This window comes from Georgenia satyanarayanai (assembly GCF_023715365.1).
Classification (GTDB): Bacteria; Actinomycetota; Actinomycetes; order Actinomycetales; family Actinomycetaceae; genus Oceanitalea; species Oceanitalea satyanarayanai_B.
The window spans coordinates 20,009-42,472 of the sequence record NZ_JAMBNZ010000011.1 but is presented as its reverse complement, the minus strand read 5'-3'; the positions used below and the strand labels follow the sequence as shown (position 1 = coordinate 42,472).

The 22,464-nt window shown below is 72.7% G+C and carries 23 protein-coding genes; 17 read left to right on the top strand and 6 right to left on the bottom strand.

Annotated elements, in window-relative coordinates:
* Position 1: 1 nt before the first annotated feature.
* Complete coding sequence (locus M3148_RS13170; protein ID WP_110851675.1) at positions 2–364, top strand: response regulator; 363 nt, start codon at positions 2–4, stop codon at positions 362–364.
* Positions 361–846, top strand: coding sequence for a hypothetical protein (locus tag M3148_RS13165; RefSeq protein WP_251305162.1), 486 nt, complete (start codon positions 361–363; stop codon positions 844–846). Before M3148_RS13170 ends, M3148_RS13165 begins: the two co-directional genes overlap by 4 nt.
* 11 nt (positions 847–857) lie before the next feature.
* Here M3148_RS13165 and M3148_RS13160 read toward each other — a convergent pair whose 3' ends face one another.
* Both M3148_RS13160 and M3148_RS13155 read right to left on the bottom strand, forming a co-directional pair.
* Positions 858–1,664: an SGNH/GDSL hydrolase family protein gene (locus M3148_RS13160; protein WP_251305161.1), complete on the bottom strand. Its 807-nt coding sequence runs from the start codon at positions 1,662–1,664 to the stop codon at positions 858–860.
* Positions 1,665–1,728: 64 nt separating this feature from the next.
* Positions 1,729–2,400 carry a uracil-DNA glycosylase gene (locus M3148_RS13155; protein ID WP_251305160.1) on the bottom strand — a complete coding sequence of 224 codons (672 nt, stop codon included), beginning with the start codon at positions 2,398–2,400 and terminating at the stop codon, positions 1,729–1,731.
* Positions 2,401–2,519: 119 nt separating this feature from the next.
* On the opposite strand from M3148_RS13155, the gene M3148_RS13150 reads away from it, so the two are divergent.
* The 4 genes from M3148_RS13150 (at position 2,520) to M3148_RS13135 (ending at position 6,467) form a co-directional block, all read left to right on the top strand.
* Positions 2,520–2,801 carry a DUF3263 domain-containing protein gene (locus M3148_RS13150; RefSeq protein ID WP_251305159.1) on the top strand — a complete coding sequence of 94 codons (282 nt, stop codon included), beginning with the start codon at positions 2,520–2,522 and terminating at the stop codon, positions 2,799–2,801.
* A 44-nt stretch (positions 2,802–2,845) separates the two neighbouring features.
* Complete coding sequence (locus M3148_RS13145; protein WP_251305158.1) at positions 2,846–3,460, top strand: LytR C-terminal domain-containing protein; 615 nt, start codon at positions 2,846–2,848, stop codon at positions 3,458–3,460.
* A 316-nt stretch (positions 3,461–3,776) separates the two neighbouring features.
* Positions 3,777–5,408 carry a chaperonin GroEL gene (gene groL, locus M3148_RS13140; protein WP_251305157.1) on the top strand — a complete coding sequence of 544 codons (1,632 nt, stop codon included), beginning with the start codon at positions 3,777–3,779 and terminating at the stop codon, positions 5,406–5,408.
* A gap of 180 nt (positions 5,409–5,588) precedes the next feature.
* Positions 5,589–6,467 carry a DUF4031 domain-containing protein gene (locus M3148_RS13135; RefSeq protein ID WP_251305156.1) on the top strand — a complete coding sequence of 293 codons (879 nt, stop codon included), beginning with the start codon at positions 5,589–5,591 and terminating at the stop codon, positions 6,465–6,467.
* A 1-nt stretch (position 6,468) separates the two neighbouring features.
* On the opposite strand, the gene M3148_RS13130 is transcribed toward M3148_RS13135, so the two are convergent.
* Both M3148_RS13130 and M3148_RS13125 read right to left on the bottom strand, forming a co-directional pair.
* On the bottom strand, positions 6,469–6,759 hold the full coding sequence (locus M3148_RS13130; protein WP_251305155.1) for a WXG100 family type VII secretion target: 291 nt from the start codon (positions 6,757–6,759) through the stop codon (positions 6,469–6,471).
* Between the two features lie 52 nt (positions 6,760–6,811).
* On the bottom strand, positions 6,812–7,915 hold the full coding sequence (locus tag M3148_RS13125; RefSeq protein ID WP_251305154.1) for an HD domain-containing protein: 1,104 nt from the start codon (positions 7,913–7,915) through the stop codon (positions 6,812–6,814).
* A gap of 105 nt (positions 7,916–8,020) precedes the next feature.
* On the opposite strand from M3148_RS13125, the gene M3148_RS13120 reads away from it, so the two are divergent.
* The 3 genes from M3148_RS13120 to moaA are packed head-to-tail and all read left to right on the top strand — an operon-like array spanning position 8,021 to position 9,944.
* Positions 8,021–8,497, top strand: a complete 477-nt coding sequence (locus tag M3148_RS13120; protein WP_251305153.1) for a MogA/MoaB family molybdenum cofactor biosynthesis protein — start codon at positions 8,021–8,023, stop codon at positions 8,495–8,497.
* Between the two features lie 23 nt (positions 8,498–8,520).
* Positions 8,521–8,925 (top strand): molybdenum cofactor biosynthesis protein MoaE, encoded by a 405-nt coding sequence (locus tag M3148_RS13115; RefSeq protein WP_285884603.1) that lies wholly within the window; start codon positions 8,521–8,523, stop codon positions 8,923–8,925.
* On the top strand, positions 8,922–9,944 hold the full coding sequence (gene moaA / locus M3148_RS13110) for a GTP 3',8-cyclase MoaA (protein ID WP_251305151.1): 1,023 nt from the start codon (positions 8,922–8,924) through the stop codon (positions 9,942–9,944). The genes M3148_RS13115 and moaA overlap by 4 nt, the downstream gene beginning before the upstream one ends.
* Before the next feature lie 115 nt (positions 9,945–10,059).
* On the opposite strand, the gene M3148_RS13105 is transcribed toward moaA, so the two are convergent.
* Both M3148_RS13105 and moaC read right to left on the bottom strand, forming a co-directional pair.
* Positions 10,060–10,296 (bottom strand): MoaD/ThiS family protein, encoded by a 237-nt coding sequence (locus M3148_RS13105; RefSeq protein ID WP_251305150.1) that lies wholly within the window; start codon positions 10,294–10,296, stop codon positions 10,060–10,062.
* On the bottom strand, positions 10,293–10,781 hold the full coding sequence (gene moaC / locus M3148_RS13100; protein WP_251305149.1) for a cyclic pyranopterin monophosphate synthase MoaC: 489 nt from the start codon (positions 10,779–10,781) through the stop codon (positions 10,293–10,295). The genes M3148_RS13105 and moaC overlap by 4 nt, the downstream gene beginning before the upstream one ends.
* 86 nt (positions 10,782–10,867) lie before the next feature.
* On the opposite strand from moaC, the gene M3148_RS13095 reads away from it, so the two are divergent.
* From M3148_RS13095 to narI, 8 genes are all read left to right on the top strand, one after another.
* A complete protein-coding gene (locus tag M3148_RS13095) occupies positions 10,868–12,106 on the top strand; it encodes a ThiF family adenylyltransferase (RefSeq protein WP_251305148.1) in 1,239 nt (412 codons plus the stop codon).
* 10 nt (positions 12,107–12,116) lie between these two features.
* Positions 12,117–13,337 carry a molybdopterin molybdotransferase MoeA gene (locus M3148_RS13090; protein WP_251305147.1) on the top strand — a complete coding sequence of 407 codons (1,221 nt, stop codon included), beginning with the start codon at positions 12,117–12,119 and terminating at the stop codon, positions 13,335–13,337.
* Positions 13,328–13,951 carry a molybdenum cofactor guanylyltransferase gene (mobA, locus tag M3148_RS13085; protein WP_251305146.1) on the top strand — a complete coding sequence of 208 codons (624 nt, stop codon included), beginning with the start codon at positions 13,328–13,330 and terminating at the stop codon, positions 13,949–13,951. The genes M3148_RS13090 and mobA overlap by 10 nt, the downstream gene beginning before the upstream one ends.
* 124 nt (positions 13,952–14,075) lie before the next feature.
* The gene (locus M3148_RS13080; protein ID WP_251305145.1) at positions 14,076–15,308 is read left to right on the top strand and encodes an MFS transporter; all 1,233 of its coding nucleotides are present in this window, start codon (positions 14,076–14,078) and stop codon (positions 15,306–15,308) included.
* Positions 15,305–19,048, top strand: coding sequence for a nitrate reductase subunit alpha (locus tag M3148_RS13075; protein WP_251305144.1), 3,744 nt, complete (start codon positions 15,305–15,307; stop codon positions 19,046–19,048). Before M3148_RS13080 ends, M3148_RS13075 begins: the two co-directional genes overlap by 4 nt.
* Complete coding sequence (narH, locus tag M3148_RS13070; protein WP_285884598.1) at positions 19,048–20,907, top strand: nitrate reductase subunit beta; 1,860 nt, start codon at positions 19,048–19,050, stop codon at positions 20,905–20,907. Before M3148_RS13075 ends, narH begins: the two co-directional genes overlap by 1 nt.
* On the top strand, positions 20,904–21,602 hold the full coding sequence (narJ, locus tag M3148_RS13065) for a nitrate reductase molybdenum cofactor assembly chaperone (RefSeq protein WP_251305143.1): 699 nt from the start codon (positions 20,904–20,906) through the stop codon (positions 21,600–21,602). Before narH ends, narJ begins: the two co-directional genes overlap by 4 nt.
* Positions 21,599–22,384 (top strand): respiratory nitrate reductase subunit gamma, encoded by a 786-nt coding sequence (narI, locus tag M3148_RS13060; protein ID WP_251305142.1) that lies wholly within the window; start codon positions 21,599–21,601, stop codon positions 22,382–22,384. Before narJ ends, narI begins: the two co-directional genes overlap by 4 nt.
* Positions 22,385–22,464 lie beyond the last annotated feature (80 nt).

Sequence of the window (22,464 nt, the reverse complement as noted above, 5' to 3'; positions counted from 1 at the left end):
CCTGCGAGTCATCGTCGCCGACGACAGCAAGGTCATGCGGCAGATCGTCATCCGCACTCTCCGCCAGGCCGGGTACGGGGACTGGGAGGTGACCGAGGCGACCAACGGCGCCGAGGCGCTCGAGCTCGCGCTCGCCCAGCAGCCCGACCTCGTGCTCTCGGACTGGAACATGCCCGAGATGACGGGCATCGAGCTGCTCCGCGGGCTGAACGCCTCCGGCAGCGAGGTCCCACTCGGCTTCGTCACCTCCGAGGGGTCCCCGCAGATGCGCGAGCTCGCGGAGAGCGAGGGGGCGCTGTTCCTCATCGCCAAGCCCTTCACGCCGGACGCGTTCCGCTCGACCATCGACCCCCTCCTCGCATGAGCGCCACGACCCCGCTCCCGCCGCTCAAGGAGCTGCGCGACCTGTTCACCATGCTCGTGGGGCGCGACTGCGAGATCGCCGTCGCCGAGGAGTCGGTCACCCCGGCCACCGAGCCGGGCGTCGTCGTCGGCGTGTACGTGACCGAGTTCCTCCGCGGCGAGGCGCTCGTGGCCGTCGACACCCACCTCGCGGCGGCCCTCGGTGGAGCGATCGCGCTCATCCCGCCGCGCGCCGCGCAGGCGTCCCTCGGCCCGCTGCCGGAGACTCTCCTGGAGAACGTCACCGAGGTCCTCAACGTCACCTCGGCGCTCTTCAACGTCGGCAACGCCCCGCACCTGCGCCTGGAGTCGGTCCACGACTCCGGCACCGGGCCGCTCCCCGCCGACGTCGCCACCTGGCTGCGCAGCTACGGCCCCCGCCTCGACACGACCGTCGACGTGCAGGGCTACGGCAGCGGCCTGCTGTCGGTGGTGCTGCGGTAGTTGCGCCTGCGCTAGGGAGTCTCGACGGTGACCGGCTCCGGGTACTTCGCCCGGCGCAGGTCACCGGAGGACTGCCGGCGCAGGCGGCGCTGCACCCAGGGCAGGGCGTAGGCCCGTGCCCAGCGGGCGTTCCCCCGCCAACGCTCGGCTCGCGCCTCCGGCGGCAGGGGAGCGAGCGGGTCGTCCCATGCCTCGAGGTCCGGGACGAGACCCAGCCCCACGAGAGCAGCCTGCGCCACCCGCTCGTGGCCCGCCGTGGACAGGTGGATGCGGTCCTCCGCCCACATCCGCCAGTCCTGGACCGCGCGCATCCCCCACAGGTCGAGGACGTGCGCACCGTGCCGGTGGGCGATCGACCACAGGCCGGTGTTGTAGACGGCCACCTTGGACCGGGTGCGCCGGATGACAGGCGCCCCGGCAGGGTCGGAGCCGGTGACGAGGAGGACGTCGCTGCCCGCCGCCCGCAGCCCGGCGACGGCGTCCTCGAGCGACTGCAGGAGGGCGTCGACGTCCGCGCCCGGGCGCAGGATGTCGTTGCCGCCCCCGGTCACGGACACGAGGTCCGGCCGCAGGTCGCGCGCGGTGGGCAGCTGCTCGCTGAGGATTTGCACGAGCAACCGACCCCGGACGGCGAGGTTGGCGTACTCCAGCGGCGCCTGACCGGCCGCGACCCGGCGCCGCGAGAGCGCCCCCGCGAGCAGGTCGGCCCAGCCGCGGTGGCGGGTGGGGTCGGCCGGGTCGGGATCGACCATGCCCTCGGTGAGGGAGTCCCCGACGGCGACGTAGCGGGCCCACGGAGGGACGGTGGAGGCGCTCACGTCACAATCCTGCCACCACCGGCGGGTGGGGCGCCCGGGGGGCGGTCCCGGGTCGGGCGCGCACTCAGGGCAACGTCCAGCGGACCGGGCGACCGTTCTGCTCCTCGAGCAGCGCGTTGGCGCGGGAGAAGGGGCGCGAGCCGAAGAAGCCGCGCGACGCCGAGAGGGGACTGGGGTGCGCCGAGGCCACGACGGGCACCTCGCCGAGCAGCGGGCGCAGCGTCTGGGCCTGGTTGCCCCACAGGATCGCCACGAGCGGCGTCCCGCGCCCCACGAGTGCGCCGATCGCGTGCTCGGTCACCTCCTCCCAGCCCTTGCCCCGGTGGGAGGCGGGCTGGCCCGGCTGCACGGTGAGCACCCGGTTGAGGAGGAGCACGCCGTCGGCCGCCCACGGGGAGAGGTCACCGGTGGTCGGCGGGTGGGTGCCGACGTCGTCGACGAGCTCGCGGAAGACGTTGACGAGGCTGCGCGGGATGGGACGGACGTCGGGCTGGACCGAGAAGGACAGGCCCATCGGGTGGCCGGGGGTGGGGTAGGGGTCCTGGCCGACGACGATGACGCGGACGTCCTCGAAGGGTCGGTTGAAAGCGCGGAGCACGTCAGCGCCGGCCGGGAGGTAGCCTCGGCCGGCGGCGACCTCGGCGCGGAGGAAGTCGCCCATGGCGTGGACCCGGTCCTCCACGGGCGCCAGCGCCCGGGCCCAGCCGGGGTCGAGGATGTCGGCGAGCGCAGTCACGCGGGCAGCCTAACCGGGACGGTCACCCACCCGCGGGGAGTAATGACATCGCTGTCATTCCCCTCTAGCATGGGGTGGTCGCGGCGCCGAACTCGACGCGCCGGGCAGGAGGAGGAGACATGGACACCGCTTACGCGCTGGGTCCGCAGGCCGCGATCGGGGACACCGAGCGCGAGATCCTCGCCTTCGAGCGTCAGTGGTGGAAGTACGGAGGCGCCAAGGAGACGGCGATCCGCGACCTCTTCGGCATGAGCGCCACCCGGTACTACCAGGTGCTCAACTCCCTCATCGACACCGAGGCCGCCCTGGCCACCGATCCCATGCTCGTCAAGCGGCTGCGGCGCATGCGCGACGCCCGCCAGCGTGAGCGCTCCGGGCGCCGCCTGACCCCCTCGAGCTGAGCGTCCCGCCCCGGGTCGCGTCCGCGAACGGTTAGCCTGCTCGCGTGAGTCAGTATCCCGAGGACGAGTTCGACGCCGCCGGCCGCGACCGTGGCCCCCAGGGCGTGCACCGCGAGCCGCGGTCCCTCCTGCGTGCCCTTGCGCCCTTCCTCGCCGTCATCGTCATCGTCCCGCTCCTCGCGTGGGGCGCGGTGAGTCTGCTCGCCGGCAACGACGGCGAGCCCGCAGCCGACCCCACGCCCGTCGAGACCACCGCCGAGCCCTCCGACGAGGCCACCTCCGAGGAGGAGACCTCGCCCGAGGAGCCCACGGCGGAGGAGACGGAGGAGGAGCCGACGCCGGAGGGCGAGACGACCGAGCCCGTCGACGAGGCCGTCTTCACGGCGTCGATCTCCGTGCTCAACGGCGCCGGAATCAACGGGCTCGCCGGCGACGTCGCCGCCCAGCTGGGCGAGGCCGGCTTCACCACGGTGGGCGCGGCCGACTACGGCGCCGGCTCCCCGGAGGTCACCACGCTCTACTACCGGAACGCCGACCTCGCCGCGACGGCGGAGGCCATCGGCGAGCTCCTCGGCGTCGGCAACCTCGTCGAGGCGCCCTCAGCCACGCAGAACGTCGAGATCGCCCTCGTGCTGCGCTCGGACTTCGCCGGACGTTGACCTCCGTCTCACCGGACATTGACCGTGAGGAGACTCACATCTAAGGTGGGGCCGTCCCTCCACAGCGTCGTGGGGATCGCCGGGCCGGCAGTCCCCGTGACCGCCGGCCCGGCCCACCTCGTCCGGCCGTCCTCGTGCTTGCACTCTCGGGTGGAGAGTGCCAAGATCGAGTTAGCACTCTCGTGCTGAGAGTGACAACAGACTCGGGCCGATCAGTGAGGTCCGCGGGCCGGCGGGACGTGACCGCCCGGCGTGCGGGCCGTCCGTCGCGGGCACTGGCCGTCCCAGCCACGCTACAAGCGGAGGATCTATCCCCATGGCAAAGATCATTGCCTTTGACGAGGAGGCCCGTCGCGGTATGGAGCGCGGGCTGAACCAGCTCGCCGACACCGTGAAGGTCACGCTCGGCCCCAAGGGCCGCAACGTCGTGCTCGAGAAGAAGTGGGGCGCCCCCACGATCACCAACGACGGCGTGTCCATCGCCAAGGAGATCGAGCTCGAGGAGCCCTTCGAGAAGATCGGCGCCGAGCTGGTCAAGGAGGTCGCGAAGAAGACCGACGACGTCGCCGGTGACGGCACGACGACGGCCACCGTCCTCGCCCAGGCGCTCGTCCGCGAGGGCCTGCGCAACGTGGCCGCCGGTGCGAACCCCATCGCGCTGCGCCGCGGCATCGACAAGGCCGTCCAGGCTGTCATCGAGCAGCTCTTCGCCCAGGCGAAGCCGGTCGACTCCAAGGCTCAGATCGCCGCCACCGCCGCGATCTCGGCCGGCGACCCGGCCATCGGCGAGCTCATCGCCGAGGCCATCGACAAGGTGGGCGCCGAGGGCGTCATCACCGTCGAGGAGTCCCAGACCTTCGGCCTGGAGCTCGAGCTCACCGAGGGCATGCGTTTCGACAAGGGCTACATCTCCCCCTACTTCGTCACCGACGCCGAGCGCCAGGAGGCCGTCCTCGAGGACGCCTACGTCCTGCTCGTGGAGTCCAAGATCTCCAACGTCAAGGACCTGCTGCCGCTCCTGGAGAAGGTCATCCAGTCCGGCAAGCCGCTCGCGATCATCTCCGAGGACGTCGAGGGCGAGGCCCTGGCCACGCTCGTCGTCAACAAGATCCGCGGCACCTTCAAGTCCGTCGCCGTCAAGGCCCCGGGCTTCGGCGACCGCCGCAAGGCGATGCTGCAGGACATGGCCATCCTCACCGGTGGTCAGGTCATCTCCGAGACCGTCGGCCTCAAGCTCGAGACCGCCGAGCTCGACCTCCTGGGCCAGGCCCGCAAGGTCGTCGTCACCAAGGACGAGACGACCATCGTCGAGGGCGCCGGCAACCCCGAGCAGATCGAGGGCCGGGTCGCGCAGATCCGCGCCGAGATCGAGAACTCCGACTCGGACTACGACCGCGAGAAGCTCCAGGAGCGCCTCGCCAAGCTCGCCGGCGGCGTCGCCGTCCTCAAGGCGGGCGCGGCCACCGAGGTGGAGCTCAAGGAGCGCAAGCACCGCATCGAGGACGCGGTCCGCAACGCCAAGGCCGCCCAGGAGGAGGGCATCGTCGCCGGTGGTGGCGTCGCCCTCATCCAGGCCGCCAAGGACGCCTTCGAGGGCGACCTCGGCCTCACGGGCGACGAGGCGACCGGCGCGAACATCGTCAGGGTGGCCGTGGACGCCCCGCTCAAGCAGATCGCCGTCAACGCCGGCCTCGAGGGCGGCGTCGTGGCGGAGAAGGTCCGCCACCTCCCCGCGGGCCAGGGCCTCAACGCCGCTACCGGCGACTACGAGGACCTGCTGGCCGCCGGCATCGCCGACCCGGTCAAGGTGACGCGCTCCGCGCTGGAGAACGCCGCCTCGATCGCGGGCCTGTTCCTCACCACCGAGGCCATCGTGGCCGACAAGCCGGAGAAGGCCTCCTCGGCCCCGGCCGGTGGCGACGACATGGGCGGCATGGGCGGGTTCTGATCCCACCCGGGGACTGACCGGCCACGCCGGCCACCCCCACCCCCCGGACAGCGCCGACAGCCGGACTCCTCCTCGGAGGAGTCCGGCTGTCGGCGTCTGTGGCGAGGGGGCGGCCCGACGCGAGCGGCATGGACAATGAGGGATGACGGTGCGCCGGCACCGCGAGGACGGAGGCGGAGCGTGGCGGTCCTGCTCGATACCCCACGCTGGCCCGCGCACGGCACGCTGTGGGCGCACCTCGTCTCCGACACCAGCCTCGCCGAGCTGCACGCCTTCGCCGTCCGGTGCGGCGTCCCCCGCCGCTCCTTCGATCTCGACCACTACGACGTGCCCGCCGCCCGGCACGCCGAGCTCGTCGCGGCCGGTGCCCAGCACGTCGAGGGCCGCGAGCTCGTCCGTCGCCTGCGTGCCAGTGGGTTGCGCGTGCGCGCCACCGAGCGCCCAGCGCGCAGCGAGCTCACCCGGCGCTGGGCCGAGCTGCTGCCCGAGCGCCCCGAGGTGGGGGAGGAGCTCGCCGTCCGCTGGAGCGAGCCGCACCGCGTCTACCACGGCGTGGACCACCTGCTCGAGGTCCTCGACCGGCTCCGGCTCCTCGCCGACGGCGGGGAGCCGGTGAGCCGTGCCGTCGACCTGGCGGCGTGGTGCCACGACGCCGTCCACGACGGCGCCACCCCCGCCGACGAGGAGGCCTCCGCCGCGCTGGCCTCCACGCTCCTCGGCCCGACCGTCGGCGACGCCGAGGCGGCCGAGGTCGCCCGCCTCGTCCGCGTCACCGCCGACCACGCCCCCGGCCCGGACGACGCGCAGGGGCAGGTGCTGTGCGACGCCGACCTCGGGGTGCTCGGGGGCACGCCCGAGGCGTACCTGCGCTACACGGCGCGGGTGCGCGCGGAGTACCGCCACGTGGCCGAGCCGGCCTTCCGGTGCGGGCGCGCGGCCGTGCTCGCGCGCCTGCTCGACCGCCCCCGCCTCTATGCGACGCCCACGGGGACCCTGCTGTGGGAGGCCGCCGCCCGCCGGAACGTCGGCGCCGAGCTCGCCCTCCTGCGCGCGGGCTGAGTCAGCGGGCGAAGAGCCCGTGCGCGCTGATCTCGGCGTCCACGTAGGTGCGGGCCGCCAGGTCCAGGGCCTCGGTGATCTGGTCGAGCGACTGCTCGACCACCTGCTGGGTGGCCCGCCAGTCCTGGGCCACGCCCGCGAAGCTTTCCGCGGCCGCACCGCTCCACGTGCTCTGCAGGTCCAGCAGCTGCGTCATCATCCCCGCGACCTCCGCGTGGATGGTGCCGGCACTGGCCCGAGCGCGCGCGGCGGCCGCCTCCACCTCGACACTGTCGACCTCGAAGCGGGTCATGGTCGTCTCCCTCCGTCGGCCGCACCCTCGTGGCGCGGCGCTGAGGTCGACGTTAGGAGCGCGGCAGCTTGGGTGGGGGCCGGAAGAGCGCACTTGGGGACGGCGCCGCCTCGTCCGGAAGCTGTGCGGCAGCGCGCTCGCGCCGCTTGCGGCGGATGCGGCGCCGCAGCTCGAACTCCGGGTCCCGCTCGATGCCCGACAGCACCTGCTCGCCGTCCTCGGGCAGGTCGGGCTCGTCCGGCGTCACGGCAGCCGCGGGCGCGTCCTCCGGGGCCGGCGCGGCGACCGGCACCCCGGCCGGCGGGGCGGGAGGTGCGGCAGGCGCCGGCGCGTCGCGCCGGTCCGTCGCCGCGTCGCCCGGGCCGGCCCCGGCGGCCCTCTGGGCGGACGTGGCCGTGCCGCGGCTCGGCCAGCTGGTCGCGGAGCCGTGCCGGGGAGAGCACTCCTCGGCCGGCTGCTCCGAGCCGCCGAGCTCCGCGAGCCGGGCACGCAGGTGGCTGAGCTCGGCCGTGAGGTTCTCCCGGGCCGGCTCCTCCCACGACAGGCTGAAGGGGCTGACGAAGAGCCGTCGCCGCTGCAGCAGCCGGGTGAGGATCGCCAGCCGCGAGGCGACGTAGTCAGGCTCGGGGATGTGGGCGTACTCCTCACGGATCGCCCGGCGGTAGGCGGCGTAGCGCTGCGGCTCGACGGCGATCGTGCCGAGGTCGGCGTCGCACAGGGCGAGCGCGTCGACGTCGTGCTCGTCGGCGTCGTGCCGGGCGAGGGCCCGGACCAGCTCCTGGACGCGCTCGGTCACCGCGTACGGGATGCCGAGCGCGGCCAGCTGCTCACCGGCCAGCGCGGCGCTCGCCACCTCGTCCTCCCCGCCGCGGCGCGCGTAGGCCACCTGGGCCGAGCTGTTGAAGACGGCGCCGTGGTACCAGGCCGCCAGCCGGACGACGTCGGGGACGTGCGTCTCCTCGGCGAGCTCGTCGACCCGGGCGAGGACGTCGATGAGGTGACGCAGGTTGTGGAAGCGGCGCTCCGGCTCCTGCCAGCGCTCCACGAGCTCACGCGCGGTGCGCTGGATCTGCTCGCGCGAAGCGGTCGCACCGACGGCGACAGCACTGCGCACGAACGCGGAGACGAGCCACTGTGGCGCGTCGGCGAGGCTCACCCGGCCCTCCCCTCATCGACTGGTCATCGTAGACCCGTCCGCACGGCGCGTCAGCCGGGACCTCGGTACGTGTGCCGACCGGTGGGGATCACGTAGCCTGGCGGAATGCTGGACAACGTTCCCGCGACGGTCCTCACCGTCTCCACCCGGTGCAGCCAGGGGGAGCGGACGGACGAGTCCGGCCCCCTCGCCGTACGGCTGCTCACCGACCTGGGCTGCGCCGTCGGGCCGGTGCGCGTCGTGCCGGACGGCGAGGCGCCCGTCCGTGACGCGCTGCGGACCGCACTCGCCGGCGGCGCCCGCGTCGTCCTCACCACCGGAGGCACGGGCGTGAGCCCCACCGACCGCACCCCCGAGGCCACCGGCCCGCTGCTCGAGCGCGAGCTCACCGGGGTCGCCGAGGCCGTACGCCGTCACGGGACCGCGCCCGCCGCCGTCCTCAGCCGCGGGCTCGTCGGCACCGTGGGGAGCGCCGTCGTCGTCAACGCGCCGGGCAGCGCGGGCGGGGTGAGCGACACGGTCGCCGTCGTCGGCCCGCTCCTCGGCCACATCCTCGACCAGCTGGACGGGGGCGACCACTGATGGGGGACGTCATGCTCACCGCGATGAGCGGGGAACCGCTGGACCTGGCGGCCCACCTCGCCGCCGTGTCGACCTCCGCCACGGGCGCGGTCGCCACCTTCACCGGGCAGGTCCGCGACCACAGCCCCGACGCGGCCGGACCCGTCGTCCAGCTCGAGTACAGCGCCCACCCGGACGCCGCCGAGGCCCTCGCGCAGATCGCGGCGGAGGTCGCCGCCGAGCACGACGACGTCCGCGTCTCCGTCAGCCACCGCACCGGTGTCCTCGACGTCGGTGACGTCGCGATCCTCGCCTGCGCCGCCAGCTCCCACCGCGACCTCGCCTTCACCGTGTGCCGCGAGCTCGTCGAGCAGGTCAAGGCCCGGCTGCCGGTGTGGAAGAAGCAGGTCCTGGACGACGGCAGCCACACGTGGGTGGGATCGGCATGAGCGTGACCATCTCCCCCGAGCTGCGCCGGCCGCTGGTCGACCGCTTCGGCCGCGTCCACACCGACCTGCGCATCTCCCTCACCGACAAGTGCTCCTTGCGGTGCACGTACTGCATGCCGGCCGAGGGCGTGCCGTGGCTGCACCGCGACTCCATCCTCACGACCGACGAGCTCGTCCGGGTGGCCGAGGTCGCCGCGGCGCTCGGGATCGCCACGGTCCGGCTCACCGGCGGCGAGCCGCTGCTGCGCAAGGACGTCGTCGACGTCGTCGCCCGGCTGGCGCAGGTCGCAGGAGCGGAGGGGCCGCTCGAGCTGTCGATGACGACGAATGGGCTGCTGCTGCCCAAGCTGGCCCAGGACCTGGCGGACGCTGGTCTGCAGCGCGTCAACATCAGCCTCGACACCCTGCAGGCGGACCGCTTCCACGAGCTCACCAGGCGCAACCGCTTCACCGACGTCCTCGACGGCATCGAGGCCGCCCGCGATGCCGGCCTGGCGCCCATCAAGATCAACACCGTCGCGATGCGCGACGTCAACGAGGACGAGATCGTCGACCTCGCACGCTTCGCCGTCGAGCGGGGTCTGGAGCTGCGCTTCATCGAGCAGATGCCGCTGGATGCCGGGCACATCTGGTCGCGGGTCAAGATGGTCACCGGTGAGGAGATCCTCGACCGGCTCGCCACGGAGTTCACCCTCACCCCGCTGCCGGGCCGCGCGTCGGCCCCCGCCGAGCGCTTCCTCCTCGACGACGGGCCCACGAGCGTGGGCGTCATCCGCTCGGTGACCAAGCCCTTCTGCGGGACCTGTGACCGGGTGCGGATCACCGCCGACGGTCAGCTGCGCAACTGCCTGTTCTCCCGCGAGGAGTCCGACCTCCTCACCCCGCTGCGCGGCGGCGGCACCGACGACGACCTCGCCCGCGTGCTCCACCGCTGCATCACCGGCAAGCTCCCGGGGCACGGGATCAACGACCCCGGCTTCCTCCAGCCCGACCGCCCGATGAGCGCCATCGGCGGCTGACCGCCGTCCGCCCACCCACCCGCATATGGGCGATTCCTGCGGCAGGAGAGGCTTCCTCGCCGCAGAGATCGCGCATATGTCGGGTTGTGGGGGTGTGGGGGTGTGGGGGTGTGGCTCAGCCGCCGGCGAAGGGCGGCAGGACGTCGACGACGTCGCCGGCGGCCACCGGGGCGTCGTCCTCGCTGCGCACGCCGTTGACGAGCACCGAGCAACGCTCCAGCACCCGTGCCAGGCGCTCGCCGTGCCGCTCGGCCAGGGCGGCGCGCAGCTCGCCCACGCTCGCCGGCTCGACCGGCTCCTGCTCCCGTCCGGCCGCCTCGGCGGCCGCCGCGAAGTACCGCACCGTGCTCATCGTCCGTCCTCCTCCGTGCCGGGCCGGCGCCACTCACCCGAGCGGCCGCCGGACTTTGCCACGAGCTGGACGTCGGTGATCGTCACCGAGCGGTCCAGCCCCTTGACCATGTCGACGACGTTGAGCGCCGCGACGCTCACCGCCGTCAGCGCTTCCATCTCCACCCCGGTGCGGTCGGCCGTGCGGACGGTGGCGGTGACCGCCACGCCGTCGTCCTCGACCTCGACGTCCACCGTCACGCCGTGGACGCCGATGACGTGGGCAAGCGGCAGCAGCTCGGGGGTGCGCTTGGCGGCCGCGATACCGGCGACCCGGGCGACGGCGAGCACGTCCCCCTTGGGGACGGTGCCCTCGCGCAGGGTGGCGACGAGCTCCGGGGAGCAGCGCACCCGGCCGATGGCGGTCGCGGCGCGGACCGTCGGGCTCTTCTCGGTGACGTCGACCATCCGTGCGTGACCGCTGCGGTCGAGGTGGGTGAAGGTCATGGGGCCAGCGTCTCACCGTTCCGCGCCGCGCGGCACGGGACGTTCGACGTGCCCCGTCCTTGCAGCGGCCTCCTACAGTGGGGCCCATGCCCCTTCCGCCGCTCGTCCCGCCGGGCTCGCCGCTCGAGCGCGAGCAGGTCCTGCGCTACTCGCGCCACCTGCTCCTCGAGCAGCTCGGGGACCTCGGGCAGCGCCGGCTGCGGGCGGCGCGGGTCCTCGTCATGGGCGCCGGTGGGCTCGGCTCACCGATCCTCCACTACCTCACCGCCGCGGGCGTCGGGCATGTCGGCATCGTCGACGACGACGTCGTGGAGGCCACCAACCTCCAGCGCCAGGTGCTCCACACGACGGCGGACGTCGGGCGGCCCAAGGTCGACTCGGCCGCCGAGCACCTCCGCGCCCTCAACGACGACGTCGCGGTCACCCGCCACCACCTCCGGCTGGACGCGACGAACGCCCGTGAGATCATCGGCCGCTACGACCTCGTCCTCGACGGCACCGACAACTTCCCCACCCGCTACCTCGTCGCCGACGTCTGCGCCGATCTCGGCCTGCCGCTCGTGTGGGGCTCGATCCTGCGCTTCGACGCGCAGGTCGCCGTCTTCTGGTCGCGCCCGCCCCGGGACGCCGGCTACCCCGCCGTGACGCTGCGCGACCTCTTCCCCGCCCCGCCGCCGCCCGGGGCCACGCCCTCGTGCGGACAGGCCGGGGTGCTCGGGGCGATGTGCGGCCAGGTCGGCTCCCTCATGGCGGCCGAGGCGGTCAAGCTCGTCACCGGAGTCGGTGAGCCGCTGCTGGGACGGGTGGCCGTCCTGGACGTCCTCGCCGCCCGGTGGAGCGAGCTGCCGCTGCGCCCGCAGCCGCGCCCCCTCGTCCCGTCCTCCCGCGCCGAGCTCGGCTACGACCCGCTCGGCCTGCCCGTCACCGCCCACGCCGCCGCGGTCCTCGCCGCCGGGCCCGAGCCCGCCGCCGACGACACCGGCCCCACGCTCACCGCCCGCGACCTGGCCGCGAGGCTCGCCGCCCGCGAGCGCGGGGAGGACCACTTCGTCCTCCTCGACGTCCGGGAGCCGACCGAGCGGGCCATCGTCCAGATCCCCGGTGCGCTCACCGTCCCGCTCGAACGGCTCGTCGCCGACCCTCTCGCGGCCGCCGCGGCGGGGGTCGAGCCGGGAACCGCCGTCGTCGTCCACTGCCTGTCGGGGGGGCGCTCGGCGCAGGCCCAGCGCATCCTGCACGGGGCCGGGTACACCGACGTCACCAACCTCGACGGCGGCGTCCGCGCGTGGGTGAGCGACGTCGACCCGAGCCTGCCGGTCTACTGAGGGGACAGCCGTGATCACCGTCGAGGAGTACCAGGCGCGAGTGCTCGGCCAGGTCGAGCCGCTCGCCCCGCGGCGCGTGCCCGTCGCAGAGGCCCACGGGCTGCGGCTCGCGCAGGACGTCACCGCGGTGCTCGCGGTGCCGCCCTTCGACAACTCCGCCATGGACGGCTTCGCCGTGCGGGCCGCCGACCTCGCCGGCGCCGGTGAGGACCGTCCCGTCGCGCTGCCGGTGGACGGCGACGTCCCCGCCGGCACGACCCTGCCCACGCCCGTCGGCCCCGGCCGGGCCGTGCGGATCATGACGGGCGCGCCGCTGCCGCCCGGTGCGGACGCCGTCGTGCCCGTCGAGCTCAGCGACCAGCCGCCGGGCGCCACCGCACTGCCCGAGCAGGTGCTGCTCCGCCGCGAGCCCGCACCGGGCGCGCACGTGCGCCGCCGGGGGGAGGACGTCCGCCCGGGCGACGTCGTCGTCGGCACCGGGACGGTCCTGGGCGCCACGCACCTGTCCGCCGCCATCTCCGCGGGCCACGGCGAGCTCCTCGTCCACGCGCGCCCGCGGGTGGGCGTGCTGGCCACCGGCGACGAGCTGTGCCCGCCGGGCACCGACCCGGGTCCGGGCCGCATCCCCGACTCCAACAGCATGCTCGTCGCGGGCCTCGTGCGGGAGGCGGGCGGGCAGCCGGTCCCGCTCGGGCCCGTCGGTGACGACCCCGAGGTGCTGCGCGCGGTCGTCGAGGCGGCGCTGCCCGGCCTCGACGCGCTCGTCACGTCCGGCGGCGTCAGCGTGGGCACCAAGGACGTCGTCAAGGCCGCGCTGACCGACGAGCTGGACTTCGCCACCGTCGCGATGCAGCCGGGCAAACCGCAGGGCTTCGGCCTGCTCGAGGGCCGCGTCCCGGTCTTCGCGCTGCCCGGCAACCCGGTGAGCGTCATGGTCTCCTTCCACGTCCACGTGGCCCCCGCCCTGCGACGGCTGCTCGGGCTGCCCGCCCGCGTGCCGCTCGCCACCGCCCGCGCGGCCGTGGGCTGGCGCTGCCCGCCCGGCCGGCGCCAGTACCTGCCGGTCCTCGTCGACGACGGACCGGTGCCCTCCGTGCGTCCCGCCTCCGCGGGCGGGTCCGGCTCCCACCTCGTCGCCTCGCTCGCGGCGGCGCAGGCGCTCGCCGTCGTGGCCGAGGACATCGACGCCGTCGCCCCCGGGGACGAGGTCGGGCTGCTCCGGTGGTCCTAGCCCACGACGCCGTCGTGCTGGCCGGGGGGACCGGGCGGCGGCTCGGTGGGGTGCTCAAACCGCAGGTCGAGGTCGGGGGACGGCGCCTGCTCGACCACGTGCTCGACGCGACGACGGCGGCGAGCCGCGTCGTCGTCGTCGCGCCCGAGGCGGTGCCCGTGCCCGACGGCGTGACCCGCACCCTGGAGGACCCGCCCCACGGTGGGCCGGTCGCCGGGATCGCGGCCGGCCTGCGTGCGCTGGGGGAGGGGGAGGCGCTCGTCCTCGTGCTGGCCTGCGACCTGCCGGGTGCCGCGGCCGCCGTGCCGCGCCTGCTTGCGGCGGCGGAGGGACGGATCGCCGACGGGGACGGGGTGGTGCTGAGCGACGACGGGGGGCGCGAGCAGTGGCTGCTGGGGCTCTACGCGCGCCCCGCGCTCGAGGCCGCGATCGCGTCCGTCGCCGCTGCCGGCGGGGTGCGCGGCGCGCCGGTGCGGGCCCTCGTGGGACCGCTCCTGCTCCTCGCGGTCCCCGCCGCGCAGGGTGAGGTGCGCGACATCGACACGTGGGCGGACCGCGACGACTACCTCTGTGAAAATACCGGGACAAATACGACCGGACGCTCGATCGAGTGAACCTTAAAGTTATGCCGGTATTGCACAACTAGGGCCTTCGGCAATCTCGACGGCAACACTCGAGAAACATGTGCATAATCGCCCCGGGGGCAGGTCACACGGCCCGCCCGGATCGGGAGGGCACGTGAGCAAGGACGACGTCGCAACGAGGCCGACAGAGGGGGCCGCCCGCTCACCCGGGCTCATGCTCGCGCTGGCCACCGTGGGCTTCCTGGTGAACTTCTGGGCCTGGAACCTCATCGCGCCGCTGGGCAACACCTACGGCGGGGAGCTTGACCTCACCGCCTTCCAGGTGTCGGTCGTCGTCGCCGTCCCGGTCATCGTCGGCTCACTCGGACGAATTCCCGTCGGCGCCCTCACCGACCGCTTCGGGGCACGCGTGATGTTCCCCGCCGTCAGCCTCGTGACGATCATCCCGACGCTATTCGTGGGCTTCGTCGCGAACAGCTTCACCATGCTCATCATCGGCGGGTTCTTCCTCGGTATCGGGGGCACCGCATTCGCCGTCGGGGTGCCCTTCGTCAATGCCTGGTACCCGCCAGCACGCCGCGGCCTGGCCCTGGGGATCTTCGGGATGGGCACGGCCGGCACCGCCGTCGCCGCCTTCACCACCGTCCGCATCGCCGACGACTACGGCCGTCCCGCGCCCTACGTGCTCGTCGCCGTCGTCCTCGCCGTCTACGCCGCTGTCGCCCGGGTCATGCTCCGCGACTCGCCCGACCGGCCGGCGCCGGCCACCGGGTCGATGCTGCGCCGCACGTGGACCACCCTGAAGATCCCCGCCACCCTCCAGCTCTCGCTCATCTACGCGATGGGCTTCGGTGGCTTCGTCGCCTTCAGCGTCTACCTGCCGACCTACCTCATCAACGACTTCGGCCTCGACCGCTCCGACGCGTCCTTCCGCACCGCCGGGTTCATCGTGCTCGCCGTCATCGCCCGGCCCGTCGGCGGCTGGCTCTCCGACCGCTTCCACCCGGTCCCGGTGCTCACGATCGCCTTCATCATCGCCGGGGCGATGGCGGTGCTCGCCGCGCTGCGCCTGGAGCTGCTCCCGGCGGGCACGGTCGCCTTCCTCGCGATGGCCGCCACCCTCGGCGCGGCCTCCGGGGCGTGCTTCGCGCTCGTCGCCAAGGTCGCTCCTCCCGGCACCGTGGGCTCGGTGACCGGCATCGTCGGTGCGGCCGGCGGCCTGGGCGGCTTCTTCCCGCCCCTCGTCATGGGCGCCGTCTACGGCGCGACCGACGCCTACACCCTCGGCTTCGTCCTCCTCGCGCTCAGCGCGCTGGGCGTGGCCGCCTTCTGCTGGGGGCCCGTCCGCCGAGCCTCCCGACAGACCACGGAAAGGACGACGCGATGACGACGACGAGACCGGAGAAGCCGCAGACCGCGGCGACCGACGCGCTGCTCAAGCTCGGGACCTTCCTGCGCCGCGGGGAGGCCTCGGAGGACCTGTCCCGCCTCTTCCTCAAGGGCGGGCGCGAGGGTGACTCCTTCTACCGCGACCGCTGGAGCCACGACAAGGTCGTCCGCTCCACCCACGGCGTCAACTGCACCGGCTCCTGCTCGTGGAAGGTGTACGTCAAGGACGGCATCATCACGTGGGAGGCGCAGCAGACGGATTACCCCACCACGGGCCCGGACAAGCCGGAGTACGAGCCCCGCGGCTGCCCGCGCGGCGCCGCCTTCAGCTGGTACACCTACTCCCCCACCCGCGTCCGCTACCCCTACGTGCGCGGGAAGCTCCTCAACTACTACCGCGAGGCCAAGGCCCGCCTGGGTGACCCCGTGCTCGCGTGGGCCGACGTCGTGGAGGACCCCGAGCGCTCGCGCAGCTACAAGAAGGCCCGCGGCCGCGGCGGTCTCGTGCGCGCCCAGTGGGAGGAGGTCATGGAGATCATGGCCGCCGCCCACGTCTACACGACCAAGCAGTACGGCCCGGACCGCCTGGCCGGCTTCACCGTCATCCCGGCGATGTCGCAGGTCTCCTACGGCGCCGGCACGCGCTTCCTCTCCCTCATGGGCGGCAACGTGCTGTCCTTCTACGACTGGTACGCCGACCTGCCGATGGCCTCCCCGCAGATCTTCGGGGACCAGACCGACGTGCCCGAGTCCGCCGACTGGTTCGACGCCGGCTACCTCATCATGTGGGGCTCGAACATCCCGGTGACCCGCACCCCGGACGCGCACTTCATGGTCGAGGCGCGCTACCGCGGCCAGAAGGTCGTGGGCATCTCCCCGGACTACGCGGACAACACGAAGTTCGCCGACGAGTGGCTCGCCGTCCACCCCGGCACCGACGGCGCGCTCGCCATGGGCATGGGCCACGTCATCCTGCGCGAGTTCCACGTCGACAGCCCCGAGCCGTACTTCACCGACTACGTCAAGCGGTACACCGACTCCCCGTTCCTCGTCTCCCTCGAGGAGCGCGACGGCGCCTACGTCCCGGGCAAGTTCCTCACGGCCTCCGACCTTCCCGAGCACGCCGGCACCGAGAACGCGGCCTTCAAGACCGTGATGATGGACGACGACGGCACCCCCTTCGTCCCGAAGGGCACCCTCGGTGACCGCTTCGGGGACGAGGGCAAGGGCCGCTGGAACCTCGACCTCGAGGGCCGCGACCCGCTCCTGTCCGTCCAGGGGGAGGGCGCGGGCGCCGTCGAGGTGCTCCTGCCGCGCTTCGACGTCGCCCCCGGTCAGGAGACCGGCGAGGTGGGCCTCCACGTCGGTGGCACCGGTGTGCTGCGCCGCGGCGTGCCCGTCCGCGAGGTCGGCGGCCGGCTCGTCACCACCGTCTTCGACCTCCTCCTCGCCCAGTACGGCGTGAGCCGCCCCGGCCTGCCGGGGGAGTGGCCCGAGGGCTACGAGGACGTCGCCCAGCCCGGCACCCCCGCCTGGGCCGCCGAGCACTCCGGCGTGCCGATCAACGCCATCATCCGCATCGGCCGGGAGTTCGCGGACAACGCCCGCCGCTCCAAGGGCCGCTCGATGATCGTCATGGGCGCCGGCACCAACCACTACTTCCACTCCGACACGATCTACCGCGCGATGATCGCCCTCGTCCAGCTCACCGGCTGCCAGGGCGTCAACGGCGGCGGCTGGGCGCACTACGTGGGCCAGGAGAAGGTCCGCCCGATCACCGGCTTCCAGCAGTACGCCTTCGGCCTGGACTGGCAGCGCCCCACCCGCCAGATGATCTCCACCGCCTTCTGGTACCTCGGCACCGAGCAGTGGCGCTACGACGGCCTGCCCGCGCAGACCCTCACCTCACCGCTCGCCACCGGCAAGCTCGAGGGGAAGACGACGGCGGACACCCTCGTCGAGGCGACCAAGCGCGGCTGGGTACCGAGCTTCCCCACCTTCAACCGCAACCCCCTCGACCTCACGGACGAGGCGCAGGCCGCGGGCAAGGAGGTCGCCGAGCACATCGTCGACGAGCTGCGCGAGGGGCGGCTCAAGTACGCCGTCGAGGACCCCGGCGCCCCGGAGAACTTCCCCCGGGTGCTCACCGTGTGGCGCTCCAACATCCTCGGCTCCTCCGGCAAGGGCAACGAGTACTTCATCAAGCACCTCCTCGGCGCGGAGTCCGCCGTGCGCAACGAGCAGTCCCCGCCCGGGCGCCGGCCCAGCTCGATGGTGTGGCGCGACGAGGCCGCCGAGGGGAAGGTCGACCTCCTCACGACGATCGACTTCCGCAACACCTCGACGACGATCTACTCCGACATCGTCCTGCCGGCCGCCACCTGGTACGAGAAGCACGACATCTCGACGACGGACATGCACCCCTTCGTCAACTCCTTCAACCCGGCGATCTCCCCGCCCTGGCAGACCCGCACCGACTTCCGGATCTTCCAGGACCTCGCCGGGAAGGTCTCCGAGCTCAGCGTCGGGCACCTGGGCGCGCGGCGCGACGTCATCGCCGCACCGCTCAACCACGACACCGCCGACGCCCTGGCCACCCCCCACGGCGCCGTCAGGCCGCTGGAGGAGACGCCCCTCGTGCCGGGCGTGACGATGCCCAAGCTCATCACCGTCGAGCGCGACTACACGAAGACCCTGGCGAAGTTCAACGCCCTCGGCCCGCTCACCGACACCCTCGGCATGCAGACCAAGGGGGTGAAGTTCATGCCAGACAAGGAGGTCGCCGAGCTCGCCGCCCGCAACGGGCGCGTCGTCTCCGGGATCGCCAAGGGCCGCCCGTCGCTGGACAAGGACACCAAGGCGATCGAGATGATCCTCGCGCTGTCCGGCACGACGAACGGGCGACTGGCCACCCAGGGCTTCGAGGACATGGAGAAGCGCACCGGGACCAAGCTGGCGGACCTCGCCGCGGAGTCGGAGTCGGTGCGGGTGACCTTCAGCGACACCCAGACCCGGCCCACGAGCGTCGTCACCTCCCCGGAGTGGTCCGGCTCGGAGACCGGCGGGCGGCGCTACACCGCCTTCTCGACCAACGTCGAGCGGCTCAAGCCGTGGCACACGCTCACCGGGCGCATGCACTTCTACCTCGACCACGACTGGATGGAGGAGATGGGCGAGACGCTGCCCGTCTACCGTCCACCGCTGGACATGCACCGCCTCTACGGGGACGCCGTCCCCGGTGACACCACCCCCACCGGTGACCCGGCAGCGGCCGGGCACGCGGAGGTCGCCGTCCGCTACCTCACGCCGCACTCGAAGTGGTCGATCCACTCCGAGTACCAGGACAACCTCTTCATGCTGTCCCTGTCCCGCGGCGGCTCGAACATCTGGATGTCCCCGCAGGACGCCGACAAGATCGGCGTGCGGGACAACGAGTGGATCGAGGCCTACAACCGCAACGGCGTCGTCGTCGCCCGCGCCGTCGTCTCCCACCGCATGCCCGAGGGCACGGTCTACATGCACCACGCGACCGAGCGGGTCGTCGACGTGCCGGTGGCGGAGACGTCCGGTCAGCGCGGCGGCATCCACAACTCCCTCACCCGCGTGCTCATGAAGCCCAGCCACCTCATCGGTGGCTACGCCCAGCTGGCGTACGCGTTCAACTACACCGGGCCCACCGGCAACCAGCGGGACGAGGTGACGGTCATCCGCCGTCGCAGCCAGGAGGTGCAGTACTGATGAAGGTCATGGCGCAGATGTCGATGGTGATGAACCTCGACAAGTGCATCGGCTGCCACACGTGCTCGGTCACGTGCAAGCAGGCGTGGACGAACCGGACCGGCACCGAGTACGTGTGGTTCAACAACGTCGAGACCCGCCCGGGCCTCGGCTACCCCCGCACCTACGAGGACCAGGAGGTCTGGGAGGGCGGCTGGACGCTCAACCGGCGCGGAAAGCTCAAGCTCAAGGCCGGCGGCCGGGCGAAGAAGCTCGCGACGATCTTCTCCAACCCGAAGATGCCGACCATCCACGACTACTACGAGCCGTGGACCTACGAGTACGACATGCTGCTCAACGCGCCCGCGGACTCGCGGCACACCCCCGTGGCGCGGCCGAAGTCGCTGCTCACCGGCGAGAACATCGACATCAAGTGGTCGGCCAACTGGGACGACATGCTCGGCGGCTCGACCGAGACGATGGCCGACGACCCGATCCTCAAGAAGATGAACACGCAGGTGAAGGCCGAGTTCGAAGAGACCTTCATGTTCTACCTGCCGCGCATCTGCGAGCACTGCCTCAACCCCTCGTGCGTGGCCTCCTGCCCCTCGGGCGCGATGTACAAGCGCGCCGAGGACGGCATCGTCCTCGTCGACCAGGACCAGTGCCGCGGCTGGCGCATGTGCGTCACCGGCTGCCCGTACAAGAAGGTCTACTTCAACCACCAGACCGGCAAGGCCGAGAAGTGCACGATGTGCTACCCGCGCATCGAGGCCGGACTTCCCACCGTGTGCGCGGAGACCTGCGTGGGCCGCCTGCGCTACATCGGGCTCGTCCTCTACGACGCCGACCGCGTCGCCGAGGCCGCCGCCACCCCCAACGAGCACGACCTCCTCGCCGCCCAGCGCGGCGTCTTCCTCGACCCCTTCGACCCCGAGGTCATCGCCGCGGCCCGCCGCGAGGGCATGCCCGAGGACTGGATCGAGGCCGCGCAGAACTCCCCGATCTGGAAGCTCATCACCGAGTACGAGGTCGCGCTGCCGCTCCACCCGGAGTACCGCACGCTGCCGATGGTCTGGTACATCCCGCCGCTGAGCCCCGTCGTCGACGTGGTCACCGCCTCCGGCAACGACGGCGAGGACGCCAAGACGCTCCTCACCGCGCTATCGACCATGCGGATCCCGCTCGAGTACCTCGCCGAGCTCTTCACCGCCGGTGACCCGGCCCCCGTCGAGAGGGTGCTGCGTCGCCTGGCCGCGATGCGCTCCTACATGCGCGACATCAACCTCGGTGAGGAGCCCAATGAGGAGACAGCCGCCGCCGTCGGCATGACGGGCGAGGAGATTGAGGCGATGTACCGCCTGCTCGCCATCGCCAAGTACGAGGACCGCTACGTCATCCCCTCCGCCCACGCCGAGATCAGCCGCGAGCTCGAGGAGATGGCGTGCTCGCTCGACGTCCACGGCGGCCCGGGCATGGGTGGCGGCGGGCCCTTCGGCACCGGCTCCGGACCGGACGTCCCGGCCACCGTGGAGAACTTCCACGCGCTCAAGGACCGGCAGACCTCGCCCCACTCGCCCTCGACCGCCGGGCGCACCAACCTGCTCAACTGGGACGGGCGCGGCGCGAGCGGGCTCTTCCCGCCCCGTGCCGACGAGAGCGCCGACGAGGTGAGCGGCAGCGCGAGCGTCGCCGTCGCCATCGACGACGCCCCTTCCGAGGGCGGGGAGGACCTGCACTCGGGCGACATCGACTCCGGGCCCGCCGTGTACGCCGAGGACCCCTACCCGGCCGGCGACCCCGGCCCGGAGGCCTTCGGCACCGAGCGGGTGCGCGAGCAGTCACCCGGTGACGAGCCCCGGCCGGGAGCCCCGCGATGAGCGGCTTCATCCGCGCCCCCGAGCTGACACCGCTCAAGCCGGTGCGGGTGAGCGACCGGGACCGCGCGCTCGCGCACATGGCCGCCTCCATCCTCCTCGACTACCCGACGCCGGAGCGGCTGGCCGCGTACGGCACCGTCCGGGACGCCGTCGAGGACCTGCCGGGCGCGGTCCGGGAGCGGCTGTGGGGCTTCCTCGACCACGCCGCGGCCGTCGGGGACGAGGCGCTCGCGCAGGACTACGTCGCGACCTTCGACCTCAAGCGCAAGTGTTCGATGTACCTGTCCTACTTCCTCACCGGGGACACCCGGAAGCGGGGGACGGCGCTCGTGCGCTTCGTCGAGGCCTACCGGGCCGCCGGCTGGGAGGTCGACCGCCCCGAGCTGCCCGACTTCCTGCCGATCGTCCTGGAGTTCTCCGCGCGCGGGGACGGCGAGATCGCCGGAGCGCTCCTCGGCTCGCACCGGCAGGGCATCGAGGTGCTGCGCTCGGCGCTCACCACGATGTCCAGCCCGTGGGCCGCCGTCGTCGAGGCGGTGTGCCTCACGCTCCCACCGGTCACCGACGAGGTCCGCGACCGGTACCTCGAGCTCATCACGTCCGGGCCGCCGACCGAGATGGTCGGCCTCAACGCGCTGGGGCCCCTCGAGCCCTACTCGCCCGGTGGCGCCGCACAGATGGAGGTCAGGGCATGAACGGGCTCAGCACGATCGCGTGGGTGGTCTTCCCCTACGTGTCGATGGCGGTCTTCGTCGTCGGCCTGCTGTGGCGCTACCGCTACGACAAGTTCGGCTGGACCACCCGGTCCTCCGAGCTCTACGAGCACGCGCTGCTGCGGCTCGGCTCGCCGCTGTTCCACTTCGGCATCCTCTTCGTCGCGGCCGGCCACTTCATGGGCCTGCTCATCCCCAAGAGCTGGACCGAGGCCGTGGGGATCGGGCAGGACTTCTACCACTTCATCGCCACGTACATGGGGGCGCTGGCCGGGATCATGACGATCGTCGGCTTGTCGATCCTCATCTACCGGCGCCGCAAGACCGGTCCGGTGTTCCTCGCGACCACCCGCATGGACAAGTTCATGTACGTCCTGCTGGCCATGCCGATCGCGCTGGGCATGTGGGCGACGATCCAGAACCAGATCGCCGCCGGCGGTCACGGCTACGACTACCGCGAGACGATCTCGCCGTGGCTGCGCTCGCTGTTCTACTTCCAGCCGCAGCCCGAGCTCATGGCCGACGTGCCCTTCCAGTTCAAGCTCCACATCATCGCGGCCTTTTTGCTCTTCCTCGTGTGGCCCTTCACCCGGCTGGTCCACGCCTTCTCCGCGCCGGTGGGCTACACGACGCGTCCGCTCGTCGTCTACCGCTCGCGCGGCTCGGTCTCCCGCGGCACTCGCGAGCCCGGCCGCGGCTGGGAGCCCGTGGGCACTCCGCAGGACCGCAAGCGCCGCAGCACCCCCACCAGCACCGAGCTCTGAGCTCCTGGTCCTGTTCACCTGCGCGTCATCGCCCGGTCACCCGGTGGCGCTACCGTCCTCCCCGTGTACACGGAGAAGAC

Bases quoted from the DNA above. Each gene is read 5' to 3' on its own strand.
- M3148_RS13165 (WP_251305162.1), top strand. From the start codon at position 361: ATGAGCGCCACGACCCCGCTCCCGCCGCTCAAGGAGCTGCGCGACCTG.
- M3148_RS13150 (WP_251305159.1), top strand. From the start codon at position 2,520: ATGGACACCGCTTACGCGCTGGGTCCGCAGGCCGCGATCGGGGACACC.
- groL (WP_251305157.1), top strand. From the start codon at position 3,777: ATGGCAAAGATCATTGCCTTTGACGAGGAGGCCCGTCGCGGTATGGAG.
- M3148_RS13130 (WP_251305155.1), bottom strand. From the start codon at position 6,759: ATGACCCGCTTCGAGGTCGACAGTGTCGAGGTGGAGGCGGCCGCCGCG.
- M3148_RS13120 (WP_251305153.1), top strand. From the start codon at position 8,021: ATGCTGGACAACGTTCCCGCGACGGTCCTCACCGTCTCCACCCGGTGC.
- M3148_RS13115 (WP_285884603.1), top strand. From the start codon at position 8,521: ATGAGCGGGGAACCGCTGGACCTGGCGGCCCACCTCGCCGCCGTGTCG.
- moaA (WP_251305151.1), top strand. From the start codon at position 8,922: ATGAGCGTGACCATCTCCCCCGAGCTGCGCCGGCCGCTGGTCGACCGC.
- M3148_RS13105 (WP_251305150.1), bottom strand. From the start codon at position 10,296: ATGAGCACGGTGCGGTACTTCGCGGCGGCCGCCGAGGCGGCCGGACGG.
- moaC (WP_251305149.1), bottom strand. From the start codon at position 10,781: ATGACCTTCACCCACCTCGACCGCAGCGGTCACGCACGGATGGTCGAC.
- M3148_RS13095 (WP_251305148.1), top strand. From the start codon at position 10,868: ATGCCCCTTCCGCCGCTCGTCCCGCCGGGCTCGCCGCTCGAGCGCGAG.
- M3148_RS13075 (WP_251305144.1), top strand. From the start codon at position 15,305: ATGACGACGACGAGACCGGAGAAGCCGCAGACCGCGGCGACCGACGCG.
- narH (WP_285884598.1), top strand. From the start codon at position 19,048: ATGAAGGTCATGGCGCAGATGTCGATGGTGATGAACCTCGACAAGTGC.
- narJ (WP_251305143.1), top strand. From the start codon at position 20,904: ATGAGCGGCTTCATCCGCGCCCCCGAGCTGACACCGCTCAAGCCGGTG.
- narI (WP_251305142.1), top strand. From the start codon at position 21,599: ATGAACGGGCTCAGCACGATCGCGTGGGTGGTCTTCCCCTACGTGTCG.